The sequence below is a fragment of the Methylotenera sp. genome (assembly GCF_029946165.1).
GTDB lineage: Bacteria > Pseudomonadota > Gammaproteobacteria > Burkholderiales > Methylophilaceae > Methylotenera.
The window spans coordinates 30,136-50,767 of sequence record NZ_JAQSDZ010000025.1; the positions used below are offsets into that span (position 1 = coordinate 30,136).

Annotated in this window: 22 protein-coding genes; 16 read left to right on the plus strand and 6 right to left on the minus strand. The window is 41.7% G+C overall.

Annotation, left to right across the window (positions count from 1 at the left end; translation table 11 throughout):
• The first annotated feature begins 80 nt into the window (after positions 1–80).
• A complete protein-coding gene (locus PSV17_RS12785) occupies positions 81–410 on the plus strand; it encodes a hypothetical protein (RefSeq protein WP_300483265.1) in 330 nt (109 codons plus the stop codon).
• 39 nt (positions 411–449) lie between these two features.
• On the opposite strand, the gene PSV17_RS12790 is transcribed toward PSV17_RS12785, so the two are convergent.
• On the minus strand, positions 450–1,079 hold the full coding sequence (locus tag PSV17_RS12790; RefSeq protein WP_300483268.1) for a glutathione S-transferase N-terminal domain-containing protein: 630 nt from the start codon (positions 1,077–1,079) through the stop codon (positions 450–452).
• Between the two features lie 144 nt (positions 1,080–1,223).
• On the opposite strand from PSV17_RS12790, the gene nadC reads away from it, so the two are divergent.
• The 6 genes from nadC to asd all read left to right on the plus strand — a co-directional run bounded on the left by nadC (position 1,224) and on the right by asd (position 8,563).
• The gene (gene nadC / locus PSV17_RS12795) at positions 1,224–2,105 is read left to right on the plus strand and encodes a carboxylating nicotinate-nucleotide diphosphorylase (RefSeq protein WP_300483269.1); all 882 of its coding nucleotides are present in this window, start codon (positions 1,224–1,226) and stop codon (positions 2,103–2,105) included.
• 41 nt (positions 2,106–2,146) lie between these two features.
• A complete protein-coding gene (locus PSV17_RS12800) occupies positions 2,147–3,931 on the plus strand; it encodes a GspE/PulE family protein (RefSeq protein WP_300483271.1) in 1,785 nt (594 codons plus the stop codon).
• 321 nt (positions 3,932–4,252) lie between these two features.
• Positions 4,253–6,019, plus strand: coding sequence for an acetolactate synthase 3 catalytic subunit (locus PSV17_RS12805; protein WP_300483274.1), 1,767 nt, complete (start codon positions 4,253–4,255; stop codon positions 6,017–6,019).
• Positions 6,019–6,525 (plus strand): acetolactate synthase small subunit, encoded by a 507-nt coding sequence (gene ilvN, locus PSV17_RS12810; protein WP_300483276.1) that lies wholly within the window; start codon positions 6,019–6,021, stop codon positions 6,523–6,525. Before PSV17_RS12805 ends, ilvN begins: the two co-directional genes overlap by 1 nt.
• A gap of 63 nt (positions 6,526–6,588) precedes the next feature.
• Positions 6,589–7,605, plus strand: a complete 1,017-nt coding sequence (ilvC, locus tag PSV17_RS12815) for a ketol-acid reductoisomerase (protein ID WP_300483278.1) — start codon at positions 6,589–6,591, stop codon at positions 7,603–7,605.
• A gap of 103 nt (positions 7,606–7,708) precedes the next feature.
• Positions 7,709–8,563: an archaetidylserine decarboxylase gene (gene asd / locus PSV17_RS12820; RefSeq protein ID WP_300483281.1), complete on the plus strand. Its 855-nt coding sequence runs from the start codon at positions 7,709–7,711 to the stop codon at positions 8,561–8,563.
• Between the two features lie 82 nt (positions 8,564–8,645).
• Here the strand turns inward: asd and PSV17_RS12825 are convergent, their stop codons facing one another.
• Positions 8,646–9,131 (minus strand): RNA pyrophosphohydrolase, encoded by a 486-nt coding sequence (locus PSV17_RS12825; protein WP_300483284.1) that lies wholly within the window; start codon positions 9,129–9,131, stop codon positions 8,646–8,648.
• Positions 9,132–9,218: 87 nt separating this feature from the next.
• On the opposite strand from PSV17_RS12825, the gene PSV17_RS12830 reads away from it, so the two are divergent.
• The 4 genes from PSV17_RS12830 to PSV17_RS12845 all read left to right on the plus strand — a co-directional run bounded on the left by PSV17_RS12830 (position 9,219) and on the right by PSV17_RS12845 (position 13,674).
• Positions 9,219–10,223 carry a YncE family protein gene (locus tag PSV17_RS12830; protein WP_300483285.1) on the plus strand — a complete coding sequence of 335 codons (1,005 nt, stop codon included), beginning with the start codon at positions 9,219–9,221 and terminating at the stop codon, positions 10,221–10,223.
• A 472-nt stretch (positions 10,224–10,695) separates the two neighbouring features.
• On the plus strand, positions 10,696–11,247 hold the full coding sequence (locus PSV17_RS12835) for an SRPBCC family protein (protein WP_300483287.1): 552 nt from the start codon (positions 10,696–10,698) through the stop codon (positions 11,245–11,247).
• Between the two features lie 476 nt (positions 11,248–11,723).
• A complete protein-coding gene (locus PSV17_RS12840; RefSeq protein ID WP_300483288.1) occupies positions 11,724–12,113 on the plus strand; it encodes a prepilin-type N-terminal cleavage/methylation domain-containing protein in 390 nt (129 codons plus the stop codon).
• 136 nt (positions 12,114–12,249) lie between these two features.
• The gene (locus PSV17_RS12845) at positions 12,250–13,674 is read left to right on the plus strand and encodes an O-antigen ligase family protein (RefSeq protein ID WP_300483290.1); all 1,425 of its coding nucleotides are present in this window, start codon (positions 12,250–12,252) and stop codon (positions 13,672–13,674) included.
• Between the two features lie 31 nt (positions 13,675–13,705).
• Here the strand turns inward: PSV17_RS12845 and PSV17_RS13955 are convergent, their stop codons facing one another.
• From PSV17_RS13955 to PSV17_RS12860, 4 genes are all read right to left on the minus strand, one after another.
• Positions 13,706–13,933 (minus strand): rhodanese-like domain-containing protein, encoded by a 228-nt coding sequence (locus tag PSV17_RS13955; protein WP_366910695.1) that lies wholly within the window; start codon positions 13,931–13,933, stop codon positions 13,706–13,708.
• Positions 13,934–14,021: 88 nt separating this feature from the next.
• Positions 14,022–14,204 carry a hypothetical protein gene (locus PSV17_RS12850; RefSeq protein ID WP_300483291.1) on the minus strand — a complete coding sequence of 61 codons (183 nt, stop codon included), beginning with the start codon at positions 14,202–14,204 and terminating at the stop codon, positions 14,022–14,024.
• On the minus strand, positions 14,201–14,410 hold the full coding sequence (locus PSV17_RS12855; RefSeq protein ID WP_300483292.1) for a hypothetical protein: 210 nt from the start codon (positions 14,408–14,410) through the stop codon (positions 14,201–14,203). The genes PSV17_RS12850 and PSV17_RS12855 overlap by 4 nt, the downstream gene beginning before the upstream one ends.
• Positions 14,411–14,763: 353 nt before the next feature.
• Positions 14,764–15,543 carry a 3',5'-cyclic-nucleotide phosphodiesterase gene (locus PSV17_RS12860; protein WP_300483294.1) on the minus strand — a complete coding sequence of 260 codons (780 nt, stop codon included), beginning with the start codon at positions 15,541–15,543 and terminating at the stop codon, positions 14,764–14,766.
• 347 nt (positions 15,544–15,890) lie between these two features.
• Between PSV17_RS12860 and PSV17_RS12865 the strand changes: the two genes are divergently transcribed.
• The 5 genes from PSV17_RS12865 to folE2 all read left to right on the plus strand — a co-directional run bounded on the left by PSV17_RS12865 (position 15,891) and on the right by folE2 (position 20,598).
• The gene (locus PSV17_RS12865) at positions 15,891–16,562 is read left to right on the plus strand and encodes an alpha/beta fold hydrolase (RefSeq protein WP_300483296.1); all 672 of its coding nucleotides are present in this window, start codon (positions 15,891–15,893) and stop codon (positions 16,560–16,562) included.
• 41 nt (positions 16,563–16,603) lie between these two features.
• A complete protein-coding gene (locus tag PSV17_RS12870; protein WP_300483298.1) occupies positions 16,604–16,870 on the plus strand; it encodes an exodeoxyribonuclease VII small subunit in 267 nt (88 codons plus the stop codon).
• Positions 16,860–17,774, plus strand: coding sequence for a farnesyl diphosphate synthase (locus PSV17_RS12875; protein ID WP_300483300.1), 915 nt, complete (start codon positions 16,860–16,862; stop codon positions 17,772–17,774). Before PSV17_RS12870 ends, PSV17_RS12875 begins: the two co-directional genes overlap by 11 nt.
• Positions 17,775–17,825: 51 nt before the next feature.
• Positions 17,826–19,709, plus strand: a complete 1,884-nt coding sequence (dxs, locus tag PSV17_RS12880) for a 1-deoxy-D-xylulose-5-phosphate synthase (protein ID WP_300483302.1) — start codon at positions 17,826–17,828, stop codon at positions 19,707–19,709.
• Between the two features lie 70 nt (positions 19,710–19,779).
• Positions 19,780–20,598: a GTP cyclohydrolase FolE2 gene (gene folE2 / locus PSV17_RS12885; RefSeq protein ID WP_300483303.1), complete on the plus strand. Its 819-nt coding sequence runs from the start codon at positions 19,780–19,782 to the stop codon at positions 20,596–20,598.
• The last annotated feature ends 34 nt before the right edge of the window (positions 20,599–20,632 follow it).

Genomic DNA, 20,632 nt, shown 5'->3' on the forward strand with positions numbered 1-20,632 from the left:
TTTATTCACTGATTGACTAGCAAGTCAAAAGCTATAAAATTTAGCTCATTTATTCATGTAATTAGATTGCTGAGACTCAAATGGCTTACGTCTTGAAAAATGCACAAGGAACAATCACTGCGAGCGCTTTAGAAAATCTTGGCGCAGGCTGGGAGTTCATTGAAAATGATTCTAAAGAATATATTGAATTTTTAGAGCACTCCCTAGCTGAAAGTTCGCCATTTCGTGAAAGTGACATTCAGTTAGCGCGAGTATTAGAAGATCTGATTTCAATACTAATCGACCGAGGCACGATTAGATTCACCGACTTCCCACCAGCTGCGCAAAAACGCTTGAACTACCGACAATCTATGCGTAAAAAAAATCGGCTTTCAGGCATTGTGGATGAAAACCGAGATTTTATTTACTAGCTAGACCTACTTAACTAGCTTAATGAAAAGTTAATTTATTTAAGCAACAGGCATGCTGTCTTTAAATGAGGGGCGCTTTAGCAAGGCTAATTGCAAACGCTCTAAATTTGGATATTCTGCGGCTAAATTAATCACGTTAGAAAAGCGCAAGTTGAGATAACCTAACATACAGCCCACAGCGATGTCAGCCAAGCTAAATGTGCCATTAACGCACCAGTGACTTTTACCAATGCCCTCGTTTTTTCCTAGATCATCATCTAGCGCTCGCAAACCGCTTAAGACCTTATTCCATTGACGCTCAATAAAAGCATCATCTTGCTTTTCTGCTGATTTGCGTTGTTCTAACATCGTTGCAACTGCAGCATCGCAAATACCATCCGCCAACGCCTCACAACGACGTACTTTCATTTTTGCGTTTTGTTCTTGTGGAATCAAATGTGCAAGAGGCGTACGGTTATCGAGATATGCTACGATCACACGTGAATCATACAAACTTTCTCCATCAGAAAGCACCAACACAGGCACTTTGCCTAATGGGTTGTATTGCTTTACCGGGCAATCTGGTGCACTCAAAACAACTTCTTCGAGCGTGACTTCAATATGCTTTTCAGCCGCAACAATGCGTACTTTTCTAGCATAAGGGCTGTTAATGGTGTATAAAAGTTTCATATTATTTGTTTGCGGTTACTTTAAAAGGTTTAATACTAATTTTAATGTTTGATAGGATTATAATTCAAACATTGCGTAGTGTATCAAAGCATATTAATTATTAAAAAATGCGGCACTTTCCAAACTACAATCATTATTTAAATCATGACCTTATTTAATCAACATTATCCACCAAATTCCGAGACTTTTAATCAATTGGTGCTCAAACAAGTTCAAGCCGCGCTGGAAGAAGATATTGGTGCAGGCGACCTTACCGCACTACTAGTGCCAGCTGAACAACAGGTTGTGGCAACGATTATAGCGCGCGAAACCGCTATTATTTGCGGAATTCCATGGGTGCAAGCTTGCTTTGTCCAAGTAGATGCGAATGTCAAAATTAACTGGCATGTAGTTGAAGGTGAACGCGTTCAAGCCAACCAAATGTTATGCGAAATCACTGGTCCAGCTCGTGCACTATTAACTGCAGAGCGTTGCGCGCTGAACTTTTTGCAAACACTTTCAGCCACAGCCACTGAAACACGCAAATATGTAGATGCCATTGCGGGCACCACAAGCCAAATTTTGGACACCCGCAAAACTATCCCCAACTTAAGATTAGCGCAAAAATACGCAGTAACTATCGGCGGCGGATACAATCAGCGCTTGGCTTTGTATGATGGTATTCTAATTAAAGAAAATCATATTGCCGCCGCTGGCAGTATAGGCGCCGTGATGGCACAAGCATTTGCGCTTAATTCAGGCAAAAGCATACAAATTGAAGTTGAAAATCTGCCTCAACTAAAAGAGGCATTAACAGCAGGCGCTACCAGCATATTGCTAGATAATTTTAGTACCGAACAATTAATTGAAGCCGTTAACTTTAACCATCAATCCGGCAAACAGGCAATATTAGAAGCTTCTGGCGGTATAAGCTTAATGAACGTACACGAAATTGCATTGTCTGGAGTAGATAGAATCTCAATTGGTGCAATTACCAAAAACATACAAGCCATCGATTTATCCATGAGAATCATTCGTACTGATTAACGAAATAAACCGAACAAACGCTTAAAAGAGATCACCACCCAATGAGCAAACCAACTACTCTCAGCAATCCGAATGGCCGCCTTACCTTAGGCGATACACTGCGTATGTTAGTGAGTGATGGCTTAGTAGATAAAGCGCACGCGGAAAAATTATACAAAGACCGTAAACTTGATTCATCTAATTTACACCCGCTAGTAGTTATTGGTGAGCAAAAATGGAAAAGTCTTAAGATTCCGCATAAAGCGATAACTGTTGAACTTCTCTCAGCATGGCTTGCCGAGCGTTCCGGTCTCGAATTTTATCATATAGACCCGTTGAAATTGGATTTTGGTTCGGCCGCTAAAATCGTGTCGCAAGGTTACGCCGAACGCTTAAAAATCATGCCGATTTCTGTCAAAAACGGTGAGGCAGTGATTGCCACAACTGAGCCATTCAGCACAGATTGGATTGCCGATCTTGAACGCGTGCTTAAAATGAAAATCACGCTAGTCTTGGCTAACCCGTTAGAAATTAGCCGTTACTTGCCAGAGATTTACAATTTAGCAAACTCCATGAATGCGGCTGATTTAGCCAAAGCTGGGCAAATAGTAGGCGTACAAAACTTTGAGCAATTGATTGAGCTGGGCCAAGATAAAAATCTAGATGCCAATGAGCAGCATGTGGTGAATATTGTGGACTGGTTATTCAAATACGCCTTTGAGCAACGTGCCAGTGATATTCACTTAGAACCACGCCGCAATATGGGCATGATGCGTTTTAGAATCGACGGCGTACTGCATCAGGTATATCAATTGCCGCCAAATATAATGAACGCCATCACCAGCCGCATTAAACTACTTGGTCGTATGGACATGGTAGAAAAACGTCGCCCGCAGGATGGCCGCATTAAAACTTTGAGTAGCGATGGACAAGAAATTGAATTGCGCTTATCCACCATGCCCACGGCGTTTGGTGAAAAGTTAGTCATGCGGATTTTTGCGCCAGAAGTATCAGAAAAAGGTTTCTTAGCCCTTGGTTTTGCAGAAGCGCAAGCCGACATTTGGCACAGCTGGACTAAATCACCTAACGGCATCATCTTAGTGACAGGACCAACTGGCTCAGGTAAAACTACTACACTTTATGCCACCTTGCGCACACTCGCTACACCAGAAGTGAACGTGTGTACGGTAGAAGAGCCGATTGAAATGGTAGAGCCTCTTTTCAACCAAATGCAGGTGCAGCAAAATATCGGCCTAGACTTCGCATCAGGCATACGCACGCTAATGCGGCAAGATCCTGACATTATTATGGTAGGTGAAATTCGTGATTTAGAAACCGCAGATATGGCTATTCAAGCTGCACTCACTGGTCACTTGGTGCTGTCCACTCTGCATACCAACGACGCACCATCCGCCGTGACTCGACTATTAGATTTAGGGGTACCTTCCTACCTCATTCACTCAACAGTACTTGGCATCATGGCGCAACGCTTAGTTCGCACTCTTTGCACCAGCTGTAAAGTAGCCGAGCCCATTGAACAAAGTACATGGGATGCGCTTGTGGGTGACTTTAAGATACCAAAACCAGCCTATATTTATAAGCCTGTAGGCTGCATGGAATGCCGCAACACAGGCTTTAGAGGCCGCAGTGGCATATATGAAATGCTCACCATCACCCCAGCCTTGCGCAAGTTAATCACATCAGAAACCAACTTAGCCGACCTCACCAAGCAAGCATATAAAGACGGTATGCGCCCCTTGGTCATCAACGGCGCAGAAAAAATTGCTGAGGGCATGACGACCATTGAAGAGTTAATGAAAGTGGCGCCGCCATTAGAACTTGAATAAACTCTATCTTAAATTGTGACTGGCAATCGTATCATTGCTTAGATGCAATAAAATCAAGATAAATTGACGGGCTTTGCAAGCAACATCAATAAAAATTGCAAGACAAGCCATATAGTTTAAAATTTTTTGATAAAAATTAAATGGCCTATGTCCTTTAGTCATAAAAAACTCATTCCCTAACAATATCAAAATAAACATAGTCTTATCTAAAAAACAATCCTTCATTAACACTTTCATTCTTGACCAAATAGCCTCAAACCGTTAATCTATAGGGTTACCGAATAATGTATAAAATATAAAAATATTTTAATTAAAAGATTTATGGCAGATACCCCAAAAAACAGCAGTTCCAAACAACTTGGCTCTAAACCAATCACAGGCGCGGAAATCTTAATTCGCTGTTTGCATGAAGAAAACGTTGAGTTTGTATTCGGCTACCCAGGTGGCGCTGTGTTGCACATTTACGATGCTATTTATCATCAAGATAAATTCAAGCATATCTTAGTGCGCCATGAGCAAGCTGCTTTGCACGCGGCTGATGCCTATTCACGCTCGACAGGAAAAGTTGGCGTGGCATTAGTCACGTCTGGCCCTGGTGCCACCAACGCCATAACCGGCATTGCTACTGCCTACATGGACTCCATTCCAATGGTGATTATTAGTGGGCAAGTGCCTACTTACGCCATTGGTGAGGATGCATTCCAAGAGTGTGACACAGTTGGTATTACTCGCCCTTGCGTTAAGCATAACTTCTTGGTTAAAGATGTAAAAGACATTGCTGCTACTATGAAAAAGGCGTTCTACGTGGCTGCAAGTGGTCGCCCAGGCCCAGTTTTAGTGGATATTCCAAAAGATATTACTGCTGAACTATGCAAATTTGAGTACCCAGAGAGCGTCAGCTTACGTTCGTATAACCCTGTGACTAAAGGTCATTTAGGACAAATTAAAAAAGCGCTTAAACTACTTGCCGAAGCGAAACGCCCAATGGTGTATTCAGGCGGCGGTGTGGTATTGGGCGATGCATCTGCCCATTTAATCAAGCTTATTCAGTCTATGGGCCTTCCTATCACAAGCACCTTAATGGGTCTTGGTGGATTCCCTGCGTCTGATGAAAAATTCTTAGGCATGCTTGGCATGCATGGCACTTACGAAGCTAATATGGCGATGCAAGAATGTGACGTGCTGTTAGCTGTTGGTGCACGTTTTGATGACCGAGTGATTGGCAACACCAAGCACTTCTTGTCTACGCCACGCACAATTATTCATATTGATATTGACCCGTCGTCAATATCAAAACGCGTAAAAATTGATGTACCTATCGTTGGTGACGTTAAATCTGTACTTGCAGATATGAACGAGCTGATTGCGACTGAGAAGCCAGCACAGAACACCAACGCATTAGCATCGTGGTTTAAACAAATTAACGCTTGGCGTAGCAAGAAGTGCTTAGACTTTGCGCAAAGCGACGAATTTATTAAACCTCAATACGTCATTCAAAAATTACATGAAGTGACTAAAGGCGAAGCATTTGTAACGTCAGACGTTGGCCAACACCAAATGTGGGCGGCGCAATATTACAAGTTTAATGACCCACGTCGTTGGATTAACTCTGGTGGATTAGGCACTATGGGTGTTGGCTTGCCATATGCAATGGGCGTGCAGTTTGCGCACCCAAATGCACAGGTAGCATGCGTCACAGGCGAAGGCAGTATTCAAATGAATATTCAAGAGCTTTCAACTTGCGCGCAATATCATTTGCCGATCAAAGTCATTATGTTGAACAATCGCTACTTAGGTATGGTGCGTCAATGGCAAGAGTTTTTCTATGAGAATCGTTATTCAGAATCTTATATGGATAGCTTGCCAGACTTCGTTAAATTGGCCGAAGCTTATGGTCATGTGGGCATGCAAATCACTAAGCCTAGCGATGTTGAGGGCGCATTGAAAGAAGCTTTCGATATGAAATCGCGCTTTGTATTCTTAGATTTCATCACTGACCAAAAAGAAAATGTATTCCCAATGATACAAAATGGCAAAGGTTTATCTGAAATGATTTTAGCCAGCGATATTGGTGCGGAGGATCTATAATGACTATTAACGCTCCACGCCATATTATTTCGCTACTTATGGAAAACGAAGCTGGCGCACTATCGCGCGTAGCCGGTTTATTTTCAGCGCGCGGCTACAATATTGAGTCCCTCACAGTAGCGGTAACAGAAGACCCAACATTGTCTCGTATGACCATTGTCACTTCAGGTTCTGAAGCGGTAATCGAGCAAATTATAAAACAGTTAAACAAGCTCATTGACGTTGTAAAAGTGCTTGATTTAAATGATGGTAAATTTATCGAGCGCGAATTAATGCTCGTAAAAGTCAAAGCAACGGGTGCGTTTCGTGAAGAAATGAAACGCATGTGTGATATTTTCCGTGGTCGTATTATCGATGTGGCCGACGGCAGCTTTACTATTGAGCTTACCGGCTCAGGCACTAAGTTAGACGCCTTTATTGAAAGCCTAGATAAAGCCGCAATTTTAGAAACAGTACGAACAGGCGCTTCTGGCATAGGCCGGGGCGACCGCATTTTAAAAGTTTAAGCAAACAAGTAAAAAAACTCCCTATAATTTATTCAGCATTTGCATTGAAAGGCAGTAAAAGAAATGAAAGTTTATTACGATAAAGACGCAGACCTTAATTTAATCAAAGGCAAAAAAGTAACCATCGTTGGTTACGGCTCACAAGGTCACGCGCATGCGGCAAACCTTAAAGATAGCGGCGTAAACGTGACTATCGGACTTCGTAAAGGTGGCAGTTCATGGGCTAAAGCAATTGGTGCTGGCCATAACACATTAGAAATTGCTGATGCGGTTAAAGATGCAGATGTTGTGATGTTATTGTTGCCAGATGAAACAATGGCGCAAATTTTCAGTGAAGATATTGCTGCGCATTTAAAACAAGGTGCAACTTTGGCTTTTGCACACGGCTTTAACATTCACTACAACCAAATCACTCCACGTGCTGATTTAGACGTAATCATGGTTGCACCAAAAGGCCCAGGCCACACAGTGCGTTCAGAATACTTAAAAGGCGGCGGCGTTCCTTCTTTAATCGCAGTTTACCAAGATAAATCTGGCAAAGCTAAAGATGTTGCACTTTCATACGCAGCTGCGAATGGCGGCACAAAAGGCGGCGTGATTGAAACTGATTTCCGTGAAGAAACAGAAACAGACTTATTCGGTGAGCAAGCTGTATTATGCGGCGGCGCAGTTGAGTTAGTTAAAGCTGGTTTCGAAACATTAGTTGAAGCTGGTTACGCACCTGAAATGGCTTACTTTGAGTGCTTACACGAATTGAAATTAATTGTAGATTTGATGTACGAAGGCGGCATTGCCAACATGAACTACTCAATCTCAAACAATGCAGAATATGGCGAATACGTAACAGGTCCACAAGTGATTAACGATCAATCACGTGCGGCGATGAAAACATGCCTAACTAACATTCAAAACGGCAACTACGCTAAACAGTTCATTTTAGAAGGTCGTACAAATTACCCAGAAATGACAGCACGTCGTCGCCTGAACGCTGCTCACCCAATTGAGCAAGTTGGTGGTCAATTACGTTCTATGATGCCTTGGATTGCTAAAAACAAATTAGTGGATCAATCAAAAAACTAGATTGATTACTGGTTGTTAGTTCGTAGGGTGGGTTAGCGTAGCGTAACCCACCTTTTTTTATTGTGGGTTACTAAGCCAACCCTCCCTACAAAAGCAAAATAAAGTGAAAAATCGTCTTTCTGTACTTTTGCAATACATTCTCCCCAAACAAGCAATTACTGCAATTGCTGGAAAATTAGCTCACTATCAAGGTGGGGAGTTAACCACGTCAGTCATTAAGTGGTTCGTAAAACGCTATCAAGTAAATATGGCAGAAGCGGCTAATCCTGATATTACATCCTATACAACTTTCAATGAATTCTTTACGCGCCCACTAAAAATTGACGCGCGCCCAATGGCTCAGGCGGATTTTATTTGTCCTGTAGATGGGGCGATTAGCCAATTTGGCGTCATTGAACATGACCAAATATTTCAGGCGAAAGGTCACTCTTATTCAATCACGGCCTTGATTGGCGGCGATAAAGCATTAGCTGAAAAATTTGAAGATGGGCATTTTGCTTGTTTGTATTTAAGCCCGAAAGATTATCACCGCATTCATATGCCTTGTGATGGCACTTTAAAAAGCATGACTTATGTGCCAGGCGCTTTATTCTCTGTAAATCCAATTACAGCGCAAGGTGTTCCAGGGCTATTTGCACGCAATGAACGCGTTGTTTGCGAATTCGTATCAGAAAAACATGGCAGCTTTATCATGGTATTAGTCGGCGCGACAATTGTTGGTAGTATGGCGACTGTTTGGCATGATGCGGAAAATGGCATCATCAATCCACCACGCACAGGTAAAACTAAAACGTGGAATTACGATAAGAAAAATATCACCTTAAAACAAGGTGAAGAAATGGGTAGATTCTTACTCGGCTCCACCGTAGTGATGTTGTTTGAAAAGAACACGTTGCAGTTTAATACAGATTGGCAACCAGCTAAAGCCATTAAACTAGGTGAATTAATGGGCAATTAACTTGTAGGAGCGGCTTGTAGCCGCGAAAGCAATGGTGAACTTAACTCAAAACTTCGCGGCTACAAGCCGCTCCTACAAAAATCTATTTTGACGCTTTATGATGCAAATGCGGTGCTAACTCATTTAACGCAGACTCATACACACCGCGCTTAAACTCAATCACATCTTCTAACGGCACCCAATATTCACTCCAACGCCATGCATCAAACTCGGGATGTTCACTTGCACGTAGCGACACATCACTATCGCGACCTAGCATGCGCAATAAATACCAAATTTGCTTTTGGCCTTTGTAGCTGCCGCGATACTCACGCTTAATCCATGTAGAAGGCACTTCATACCTGAGCCAGTCTTTGGTGCGACCCAAAATTTGTACGTGCTCAGGCTTCAAGCCAACCTCTTCCATTAACTCGCGATACATGGCCTGCTCTGGGCTTTCGCCATGGTTAATACCACCTTGCGGAAACTGCCAAGCATGCTCACGAATACGCTTGCCCCAAAAAACCTGATTGTTAGCATTACATATAATAATGCCAACATTCGGGCGAAACCCGTCTCGATCTAACATAACGTTTACTGCCTTAATTATTTAATACGATTTTTTCATATTTTGAGTATTTTTGAAAGCAACCATTTGCGTATAATAGCTAAGCCTATGAAAATATTATCAATTAAATTTTTGCGAATTATTCAAATTATTGCGCTTTTGATAATAGGCGCATTAACGTGCACCTTAATTACGGCATGCCAAGCGGCTACCAAGCAATCACCTGCTAACTTGGCCTATATTACTAATCAGGGCGAAGATTCCGTATCCGTGATTAACACCTCAACAAACCAAGTCATTCACACCATCAAGGTTGGCAAAGCACCTGTTGGGGTAGCCGTTTCAGCTAAGTTAAATCGGGCTTATATCTCAAACGTCGAAAGCCAGGAAATTTCGATTATAGACACACAAAATAATACCGTAGTAGAAACCATAAAAATCAAAGGATCCCCTGTAGGACTAGCGCTATCGCCTGATAGTAAAACGCTCTATGTGGCGGATTGGTTTGATAATCGCGTATTAGCTATAAGTACGAGTAAAGACCATACGACCAATGAAGTGAGTGTTGGCGATGCGCCTGCTGGCATGGTCGTCAGCCCAAACAGCAAATGGCTATATATCGCCAATCGCGATAGCAATGATATTGCTGTAATTGATACAACAACACTTACTATCAAAAAACGTATTCCAGTAGGTAAGCACCCTTTTGGGCTTGCTCTCAGCAGAACAGGCTTATGGTTAGTCAGTGTTAACGTGAAAGAAGATACGGTCAGTATTATTAACACCAAAACTAATGCGCAATATATAGTTAAAGTAGGCTACCACCCTTATTGCGTGGCAATCAGCTTAGATGAAAAGCAACTTTATGTGAGCAACACGCAAGATGACAGCATCACCGTTATTAATATGGCTACACGCAAAGCCATCGCCACTATTAATGTTGGCAATACACCCGAAGGCGTTAGCTTAGATGATGCCAACAACCGCGCCTATGTTGCTAATTGGGGCAGCAATAGCGTTAGTGTGATTAACACTGTAACAAACCAAATATTGACGACCATAAAAACGGGTGACAAAAGTCGGGCATTTGGACAGTTTGTTTTAGTACGTTAATACAAAAGTTTTCACAACTAAACCCTTGTTATTGCCATACACCCGATTTATCCACTAGACATAATATTTCAGAACGCGTTATGTAGGAGGGGCTTGCAGCCCCGAAAGCAACGGTAAAATATTCCGAAAACCTTCGCGGCTGCCAGCCGCTCCTACAATAAAAAACAGAGAGGAGACAACCTTGAAGGTTGTCTCCGTGAAATATATGTGCTGAAGCACATTATTCACACGCGAACGCCCTCGTGCCGAAAAGCCATTTCGCGACGAGGGCGTCGCTCCTACATGCGCTAATGGATAACCTTGTGTCAACCAAGCCTTTGCTATGTCGTTAATTAAAATACAGACTGCAATGCATTTAATAATGGTACGTTCTCATTTATAATGTATGGTTGTTTTTTAAGTAGTTTAATAGAGCCTCTCTTTATTGAGAGTTTTAAAGCCTCTCCTCACAGAGAGTCATGGAGATTAGTAAATGAAAAAGATTTTAGCATTGCTTGCGCTTGGTTTAAGCGTCAGTCTAGTTCCGTTCACTGCTGCGGCACACGGTCCATCACCACAAAAAGTTGAAAAAACTATCACCATTAAAGCTGACCCAGCTAAAGTTTGGGCAATCGTTAAAGATTTTGGTGGCATTCATAAATGGCACCCGGGCGTAGCCAGCACTAAAGTAGAACAGAAAAAAGATGAAAATGGCGAAATGGCTACTTTCAGAACACTTGCATTTAAAGATGGCGGCAACGTTTACGAAAAATTGCGCAGTATTGATGATGCATCAATGAGGGTCAAATATGAAATCGTGACTGGCACATTGCCACTTACAGACTACAACGCGACAATGACTGTAGAAAAAGGTGACAAACCAGGCGAATCAAAAGTGGTATGGGTAGGTCGTTTCTATCGTCTATACAAACTTAATCCACCAATTCCAGCAGGTCAAGATGACGAAACAGCTGTTAAAGCCATCACTGGTATTTTTGATTCAGGTTTAGCAAATTTACAAAAGGTAGCCGAAAACTCAAAGTAACTGGCCAGGTATCTGGCGCAGTAGCTAAAAAACCATGGTGGAAGTTTTGGTAAAGTGACAATTTCTGGCGAAAGTGACATTTTTTGTCAGTCAAATTTAAGAGAAGCGGGGGAATCCCCGCTTTTTTTATGGCTTTAATTAAATGATGAGGTCTTTTCATAAACTCAAGTTCGTCATAAATTAAAAATTCGTCATTCCGTCGCAGGACGGAATCCAGTCAAAGGTGAAAAATTAAAGCAATAAATTACAATCACTTACATTTAAACCTGTCTGTATACCAGCTGTCACTGGTATGACGGAATTTGGGAAAATTTGCGAAGTTACAACTAGATTATAGTTCGTGAAGACAACTCAATAGATAAAATCACGCACATCAATAAAGTTGGCATAGCTTTTGCTAAATTTATTCCAAGCACAGCAACACCTAGTGCTTAAGGTGTAGTGCAAAAATTTTAATTTTTTCAAAGGAAATAAAAATGAAACAAGTACAAAAAGGTTTTACCTTAATCGAGTTAATGATTGTTGTAGCAATTATTGGTATTTTGGCTGCAGTTGCTTTACCACAATACAAAAACTACACACAGAAATCTGCAAATACTGCTTGTCTTTCAGAGGCTACTGGCTTTGCTCGCGGAGCAACTTCTGCTATTGCAAACTCTGACGTTGCTCTGTGGCCAATACTTACAAACAAGGCCTGTAGTACGGTTATGCCAACAGCACCAGCTGACGTAGCTGGACTAGAAGCTCTAGTGGGGGCTACTGAAGAGTTTACACCGGCATCTCCAGGTGGTTTTGTACCAGGCACAACTACTCCATTAGTTGTTACTTGTGTGTACGATACTGGTAACTGCTCTGTACCAACATAATTTAAATCAGCAAGCTGTGGTTTAATAAAAAAAGAGGCTTAGCCTCTTTTTTTATTATATTTTCTACACAGGCTCGTATTAGCAGATAAACTGTTTTCTAGCATGGATTTTAATTAATTAACTTAAACTACCTTTTATGCAAAGCAATAACATATCCACCGCCACTCGTTTTTTTATATTTCTTGTAATTGCCAGTTTGGTGACTTTATCTCCCAGCTTAAAAGTCATCCCGCGGGATATAATTGTTACTAGCTTTCACGACAACCAACGTTTGGTTGAATTACTACTAGTAACTTTGGTATTGCTGTATAGCGCATTTTCTAGCAACCGCGAAGAATACTCAACAGCTAATCAGTCGATGTCCTTTATGCTTTATATGCTAATGACTTTAGCGATTGCATCTTCTTGTTTAGCTATTTCACAACGTCACGCAGCATTAGAAATAAGTTTGTTTGCAGGTTTGAGCTACTTAGCTATCTTTATTGCAAATTTATACCATGAAAATAAAACACTGCTAATTAAGAGACTCACTTATATGTTCTGGGCAAGCATTTTGCTGTGCATGGTCTCATTTTATGTTGGCTACATAACGGCTATCATTTTCAGCACACCTGTTAAATGGCCAAATCCATTGACGGGATTTAGCAACATCAGATTTTTTAATCAATACCAACTTTGGACTCTAGGTCTAATCACCCTGCCACTTTTAAAGACAAATTTTGTTAGCTCTAATTCCCGTCGCTGGCTACATCTAGCGCTAAGCTTTTGGTTTGTACTATTATTTTTTTCAGCTTCACGTGGTGCACTTTTGGCTTGGATTTTTGGCATCTCAATAACGGCTATCGTTTATAAAAAATCAGCTTGGTCATTTATACGCTTACAGATTATCCATTTATCAACTGGTTATTTAGTCTATAAAATATTATTTTTTATTATTCCAAGCCTAATGGAGGCTGCAGTTATCATTCCAGGAAGCATTATTAGAGATACTACAAGTGACCGTTTAGACTTATGGAAATTGTCATTGAATTTAATTCAAGAGCACCCATATTTTGGCATCGGGCCAATGAGTTATGCATGGGTTAGCAAAATATCCAGCCACCCGCATAATAGCGTGTTGCAACTCATGTCAGAATGGGGCCTGCCTGCAGCGTTTATTATCTTTTACTTAGTCATCTATGGCTTAATCTCTTGGTTAAGAAAATTTAACGCCATTAGCTTAAAAGATAATTTAAAATTTGATAGCAATTTGGCCATTATATTATTTTTCACGCTTTGCACCTGTTCTGTATATTCATTAGTTGATGGTGTAATTGTGATGCCAATTAGTCAAGTAATGATGTTTACATTTATTGGACTAGCGATTGGTTTTTATAGCGAAAGCATGTCGGTTAAAGTAAAACATTCCACTTTATTTAAATCTATTTTCGCGAGTATTGTATTAGTGGCATTAATTTGGTCTACATTACCAGAGATTCTCCAAAGCGCTGTTGGTAACGAAAAACACTTTTCAATAAGCTACACTGCTACAGGTCCTCGTATTTGGGTGGAGGTGAAGTAACCGCATTATTTATTCATTAACTTGATTTCCGCTAAAGAGTATCTCGCATACCTCCAGCTAGCATAAATGCTTTCAGCCCACTCTGCGTTAACACAAATGCTGCTGCAGAACTGCGTTTCCCTGTTTGACAGTAAAGAACATATTCTTTATTTTCATCTAATCCTTTAGCAAGCTGACGAATCTCTTTAAGTGGTAGGTTGAGTGCGCCATCAATATGTTCATATTTGAATTCTGAAGGCAGTCGAACATCTACCCAAATCCCATCATTATTAACTTAAGCTTGAGCTTCGGTAATGCTGATTTGGTTAATGATTGGCACTTTTAACAATTCTACGAAGTCTTTTTTGTTAAGTCGCACGCTTCCTCACCGAATGCGCCACCTTCATTGAGTTCAGCCAGTATAAGAGGCGTTGACTCGCATCTGCAACCTTGGTCACTTGCGCACAACCGCTTTGAGTAAGGTAATAGTAATCACCTTTGGCACCTCGCAGAATAGTTCTCTGCCCTGCAGTGACAATGACGTGGGTCATGCGTTTGACATCTCTTTTACGTTAGTCGCTGGTAGGTGACTAAATACTTGACTTTGTAGGTTGAACGCGCTGAACACATCAGTTTCATTCATCCAATCGCTTACGCTGCGTGCGGCTTTATCACTCACACTAGGTTGATTCGTCTCTGGTAGATTATCAATGTTGGAAAATTGATTCCAAATCATCATATCATCGAGCAGATCCATGTCTATTCGAAGAATCTCAATATCTATAAGCGCAATGGTCTCTGTGATTTTAGCAACTCGGTTGACTGGATACTTGGTAATGCTAGAGCCTCCACGTCAACTGGCTTTTCTACAGTCACCATAGTGCAGATGTAAATCTGTCTTTGCTTGCGCGGCTGTAGACAAACCTATAACAATTGGCTCGAGTTCTTGATTGACTTTTGATCAAGCTTAAAGCTGCAAGTTTTATACCGCCCCGGCTTAAAATACTCAAATCTTGATGAGTCAGCGATTGCCATAACTCAAACCTTAATGGGTACTTTTATAATTAATGTTGTGGAATTGGTATGCTGTAAAGATATATTATTAAGTAGCTACAAATAAAACTCTTGCTGTTGCTTAAGCGCCTGAATAACGAATGCTGAATGGCTCTCTGCAATTTCCTGCATAATACTTTCACCCTCACCTGGTTTTAGGTGCGTGATATAAATTTCAAGAGAAGGCGTTGCGTCATGCGTTATCAGCTTAACAAGCTGGCTTCTTAATAAAGATGGGCATAAGTGTTTGGAAAGCTGCGCCAAGGCCAGCTCGCTATTGCTGAACGCGGTTTCAATAATCAAATATTTAAGGTTTTTGATTTTATTAACTTCATGCCATAACTCATCACAAACAGTGGTATCGCCAGTAAACACAAGGCTCGCGGCACCACTATCTACATGATAGCCAATAGCAGGAACGACATGGTTAGCGGGTAATGGAGTAAATTTTCGACCATTTAACTCAAGCGTTTCGCTAAGCTTGACTTCGCAGTAGCGTAAAAATGGATTGTCCGTACTGGGAATCGCATTAAAATCTGGCCAAACTTTCCAGTTGAAAATATGCAGGCGTAACGTTTCTAAGGTTTCTTTATTTGCATATACGTTGATAGGTTCCGCGCGTATGCCCATGACGGTATCGAGTAAAAATGGCAGGAATGCAATATGATCTAAATGTGAATGTGTGAGAAAAATATGGTCGATTTTCAGCAGCTCATCCATAGACAAGTTGCCCACACCAGTACCCGCGTCGATCAATATATCTTGATCAACAAGCATCGACGTAGTGCGTAATTCCGCTCCTATGCCGCCACTGCAACCCAATATTTTAATTTGCATATGATTTTTTATATTTAACCCAGATAATCCATTAGAACATTTAATTTTGTAGCATTTTCCACTCAAACTGTTACGGATGGCTGTAGGAGGGGCTTGTAGCCCCGAACAAAATATCACTTCGAATCGCCATCGCCATTCGGGGCTACAAGCCCCTCCTACATTGGATTTTCGTTAATTTTATTATTTCTAATGGACAATCTGGGTTAAATACAATGCTATGATTTCACTACTTATTAACAGCATATATCAGATATTATTTTTTTAATAGCAATCTTATTTTAGCCAAACAACACTTCAAGTTTCACCTAAATCGATTGTACGCACGCCTTAACGATAAAGCCCCCACAATGAACTATAAAGCGCCTCTAGAATTAGTCAGCAACCAACATGAAAGTCACCTTAAAGTAAATGCCAGCGTGATTTGGTTGCATGGCTTAGGATCTGATGGCCATGACTTTGAGCCTATCGTACAAAAACTTAGCATTCCCAATGTGCGATTCATACTACCCCATGCGCCAGAAATGGCGGTCACGCGCAATAGTGGTTACATCATGCCTGCTTGGTATGACTTATATGGTGTGACGGGCAGTAGTAAAGAGGATGAAGACGGTATAAAAAACAGCCAGCATTACGTTAACTCGCTTATTCAAAAAGAGCTGGATAGAGGTATTGCTGCAGAGCGTATTGTGATTGCCGGCTTCTCTCAGGGTGGAGCAATTGCATTGCATACTGCACTTCGCTACCCAAAGAAATTAGGTGGCGTAATGGCTTTATCTACCTATTTACCAGTTAAAACCAAGCTAGCCACTGAAGCTAACCCGGCCAATGCAGCAACGCCAATCTTTATGGCGCATGGCGTGTTTGATGATGTTATCACGTTGGATATGTGCAAAATATCGCTACAAACACTACAGAGTAATCACTATTCTGTCAGTTGGCATGAATACAATATGGCGCATTCTGTGTGCATGGAAGAGATTAGCGATATTCGTGATTTTTTAAAGCAGTGTTTGGCATAGGATTTGGTAGAATATCGCCTTAACACCATTTAAATTTTGCTATGACCGCACCTAAATCCAAAACAGCAGCTTCACTAGAAAATAATATTGCACCGCCAGAGAACTTCGAGCTGGCGTATGCTGAGTTAGAAAGCATTGTTGCGCGTATGGAATCTGGGCAAATGACTTTAGAGTCTTCATTGGCTGCGTTTCAGCGCGGCAATGGCCTTTTACAGTTTTGCCAAAAATCACTTGCTGACGTTGAGCAACAAGTTCAAATTCTAAATGAGCGTAATCAGTTAACGCCATTTAAGTCTGATGATGAATAATATCAACTCATCTGAAACAGCGATGTTGGATTTTTCGGCTTGGGCGACGGAAAAGCAAGCGCGTATTGAAAATGTGTTAAATAGCACACTACCCGCCGCTAACGCTATGCCACAAACGCTACACAATGCTATGCGTTACAGCGCTTTAGAAGGCGGCAAGCGTGTACGCGCTCTGCTGTGCTATGCCGCGTCAGAGTTGTGCGGTACCGATACAAAAGTGGCTGATGCCGCAGCGTGCGCCGTTGAACTCATTCATGCATACTCTCTAGTTCATGACGATATGCCATGCATGGACGACGATGATTTACGCCGTGGTAAGCCAAGCTGCCATAAACAATTTGATGATGCCACAGCATTATTGGTCGGCGATGCGCTGCAAAGTTTGGCTTTTGAAGTGCTTTCACAAACAGGCTTATGTGCCCAAACTAATCATCAAATAAGCATGCTCAATATTCTGGCCAAAGCCTCAGGCTCTACAGGTATGGCGGGTGGCCAAGCCATAGACTCAGCTTCTGTAGGCAAAACGATTAGCCGAGCGGACCTTGAACAAATGCATCAATTGAAAACTGGCGCTCTGATTCAAGCAGCGGTTTTGCTCGGTGGAATTAACGGCAATATAGTAAAAATTACCGCACTAAGCACTTACGCAAAAAACATCGGCCTAGCATTTCAAGTCATTGACGATATTTTAGATGTGGAAGCAGACAGCTCTACTCTTGGCAAAACAGCGGGCAAAGATGCGAACAACAACAAACCTACTTATGTGTCTATATTAGGTTTGACTGATGCCAAACAACATGCGCAACAACTGTATAACAATGCGTTAGACGCATTAACGCCTTTTGGTGAAAGTGCTTTACGTTTGCATGAGTTAGCTGGGTTTATTACGCAGCGTAGATTCTAAATTTTTTATCTCTTCTTAATCATCAATTTTAAAATAGCGACTCTATAACTTGTGACTTCAATACTTAACAGCGAAATACTGAACACGATAGACTCACCGCTGCAACTACGCCAACTTGAGCGTAAGCAGCTTGTTCCGCTCGCACAAGAGTTACGCACTTTTATTATCAATAGCGTTGCAAAAACTGGTGGTCATTTAGCGTCAAACTTAGGTGTTGTGGAGCTGACAATAGCGCTGCATTATGTGTTCAACACGCCTGATGACCGATTGGTTTGGGATGTCGGCCACCAAACGTATCCACATAAAATACTCACGGGACGTCGTGAGCAAATGCAATCTTTACGCAATCCGCAAGGCATTGCAGGGTTTCCGCGCCGTAGCGAAAGTGAATACGATACTTTTGGCACAGGTCACTCCAGCACCTCAATTTCTGCCGCGTTAGGCATGGCCGTTGCTGCGCAAAAAGCTGGCTTAGAAAGACGCGCCGTAGCGATTATCGGCGATGGCGCGATGACCGCAGGAATGGCTTTTGAGGCGCTCAATAACGCTGGCGACATGGATGCTAACCTGCTGGTGATTCTTAACGACAATGATATGAGCATATCAAATAATGTCGGCGCACTAAACAATTACCTAGCCAAGCTTTTATCTAGCCGCTTCTATGGCACTGTTCGTAAATCAGGTAAAAAAGTACTTTCTGCAGTACCTCACGTCATGGAGTTTGCTAAGCGCGCTGAAGAACATGTGAAAGGTATGGTAACGCCTGGCACATTGTTTGAAGAGTTTGGTTTTAACTATATTGGCCCAATTGACGGGCACGATATGGATGCGCTTATTGATACGTTAAGCAATATCAAGCAGTTAAAAGGTCCGCAATTTTTGCATATAGTTACGCAAAAAGGCCGCGGGTTTGAACCAGCTGAGGATAATCCGAATAAGTATCATGGTGTAGGTAAATTTGACCCATTTAATGGTGATGCGCTTAGCTCTAGCTCTAAAAAAACCTACACACAAGTATTTAGTGAGTGGTTAGTGGATATGGCAGCACTTGATAATCGCTTAATTGGCATTACTCCTGCGATGTGCGATGGCTCGGGCTTAAACGCTTTTGCTGAAAAATATCCTGAGCGCTATTACGATGTAGGCATTGCAGAACAACATTCACTCACGTTTGCGGCAGGTATGGCTTGTGATGGTTTAAAACCAGTCGTAGCGATTTACAGCACGTTTTTACAACGCGCTTACGATCAGTTAATTCATGATATAGCCATACAAAACTTACCTGTATTATTCGCGATAGACCGCGCGGGGCTGGTTGGTGCAGATGGCCCTACACATGCAGGTAGTTTTGATTTGAGTTACCTCAGATGCATCCCAAACATCGTGATTATGGCGCCGAGTGACGAAAACGAATGCAGACAAATGCTCTTTACAGGCTTTCAATATAATGGCGTTTCTGCTGTACGCTATCCTCGCGGCGGCGGTGCTGGCGTTGCTATAGAGAAAAAAATGCAGGCAATTGAAATTGGTACCGCTGAAATCAAACGCAATGCCGTAAGTAACACGAAGCAAAAAGTCGCCATTTTAAGCTTTGGCAGCATGCTCAATGCATGTTTAAAAGCTGGTGAAAAACTCGATGCAACCGTTGTTAACATGCGTTTTGTTAAGCCAATCGATAAAATCATGCTTGAAAAAATAGCAAATGACCACACATTAATCGTCACGGTTGAAGAAAACAGTGTGATGGGTGGTGCAGGCTCTGCCGTGCTAGAAGCTTTGCAAGCAATACAAAACCCAAATAAAGCGCCAATTAGAACTTTATGTTTAGGCCTGCCAGATAAATTTATTGAGCACGGCGTGCATGAAACTATGCTGGCAGAATGTGGTCTAGATGCAGAAGGCATTGCATCGACAATTGCGAAGCTAATAACCTAGTGATATACTCAACTATTGCATTATGGATAACCTAATCACCCATAATGTGCATTGCTAAACTGGAAATATAATGAATCAAGCCACACTACCTAACACTGCACCAAACCCAATTGAAGACGTACAGAACACTGTTGATACTCGTCATATCGCCATCGACAAGGTGGGCATCAAAGCTATTCGCCACCCTGTAGTCGTTAAAGATAAATCTGGCGGTGAGCAACATACTGTCGCCATGTTCAATATGTATGTACATTTGCCTCAGCAATTCAAAGGTACCCATATGTCACGTTTTGTTGAGATTCTCAACATGAACGAACACGCTATTTCAGTTGAGTCTTTTGAAACAATTTTGCGTGAAATGGTCAAACGCCTTGAGGCAGTATCTGGCCACGTGGAAATGACCTTTCCATACTTTGTGAATAAGGCTGCGCCAATTTCTGGCGTAAAAAGTTTGCTAGATTACGAAGTGACGTTTATTGGCGAAATCAACCAAGGTAAGTTTGATATCACCGTAAAAGTACTCGTACCTGTGACAAGCTTATGCCCTTGCAGTAAAAAGATTTCAGCTTATGGTGCGCATAATCAGCGCTCACATGTGACTGTTACCGCACTCATTAATGACTTTATCTGGATTGAAGATATTATTGATTTGGTAGAAAAACAAGCCTCATGTGAACTTTATGGTTTGTTAAAACGCCCAGATGAAAAGTACGTGACTGAGCGCGCTTATGATAACCCTAAATTTGTCGAAGATATGGTGCGTGATGTGGCAGCACAACTTAGCAAAGAAAACCGCATTGTGGCTTACACAGTTGAAAGTGAAAACTTTGAGTCGATACACAACCATTCCGCATATGCCTTAATTGAACACGACAAACGCCAACATTAAGCTGTGATTTAACTAATTTGTTCACTCATTAAAG

Bases quoted from the DNA above. Each gene is read 5' to 3' on its own strand.
- PSV17_RS12785 (WP_300483265.1), top strand. From the start codon at position 81: ATGGCTTACGTCTTGAAAAATGCACAAGGAACAATCACTGCGAGCGCT.
- PSV17_RS12790 (WP_300483268.1), bottom strand. From the start codon at position 1,079: ATGAAACTTTTATACACCATTAACAGCCCTTATGCTAGAAAAGTACGC.
- nadC (WP_300483269.1), top strand. From the start codon at position 1,224: ATGACCTTATTTAATCAACATTATCCACCAAATTCCGAGACTTTTAAT.
- PSV17_RS12800 (WP_300483271.1), top strand. From the start codon at position 2,147: ATGAGCAAACCAACTACTCTCAGCAATCCGAATGGCCGCCTTACCTTA.
- PSV17_RS12805 (WP_300483274.1), top strand. From the start codon at position 4,253: ATGGCAGATACCCCAAAAAACAGCAGTTCCAAACAACTTGGCTCTAAA.
- ilvN (WP_300483276.1), top strand. From the start codon at position 6,019: ATGACTATTAACGCTCCACGCCATATTATTTCGCTACTTATGGAAAAC.
- ilvC (WP_300483278.1), top strand. From the start codon at position 6,589: ATGAAAGTTTATTACGATAAAGACGCAGACCTTAATTTAATCAAAGGC.
- PSV17_RS12825 (WP_300483284.1), bottom strand. From the start codon at position 9,131: ATGTTAGATCGAGACGGGTTTCGCCCGAATGTTGGCATTATTATATGT.
- PSV17_RS12830 (WP_300483285.1), top strand. From the start codon at position 9,219: ATGAAAATATTATCAATTAAATTTTTGCGAATTATTCAAATTATTGCG.
- PSV17_RS12835 (WP_300483287.1), top strand. From the start codon at position 10,696: ATGAAAAAGATTTTAGCATTGCTTGCGCTTGGTTTAAGCGTCAGTCTA.
- PSV17_RS12840 (WP_300483288.1), top strand. From the start codon at position 11,724: ATGAAACAAGTACAAAAAGGTTTTACCTTAATCGAGTTAATGATTGTT.
- PSV17_RS12845 (WP_300483290.1), top strand. From the start codon at position 12,250: ATGCAAAGCAATAACATATCCACCGCCACTCGTTTTTTTATATTTCTT.
- PSV17_RS12850 (WP_300483291.1), bottom strand. From the start codon at position 14,204: ATGACCCACGTCATTGTCACTGCAGGGCAGAGAACTATTCTGCGAGGT.
- PSV17_RS12855 (WP_300483292.1), bottom strand. From the start codon at position 14,410: ATGGATCTGCTCGATGATATGATGATTTGGAATCAATTTTCCAACATT.
- PSV17_RS12860 (WP_300483294.1), bottom strand. From the start codon at position 15,543: ATGCAAATTAAAATATTGGGTTGCAGTGGCGGCATAGGAGCGGAATTA.
- PSV17_RS12865 (WP_300483296.1), top strand. From the start codon at position 15,891: ATGAACTATAAAGCGCCTCTAGAATTAGTCAGCAACCAACATGAAAGT.
- PSV17_RS12870 (WP_300483298.1), top strand. From the start codon at position 16,604: ATGACCGCACCTAAATCCAAAACAGCAGCTTCACTAGAAAATAATATT.
- PSV17_RS12875 (WP_300483300.1), top strand. From the start codon at position 16,860: ATGATGAATAATATCAACTCATCTGAAACAGCGATGTTGGATTTTTCG.
- folE2 (WP_300483303.1), top strand. From the start codon at position 19,780: ATGAATCAAGCCACACTACCTAACACTGCACCAAACCCAATTGAAGAC.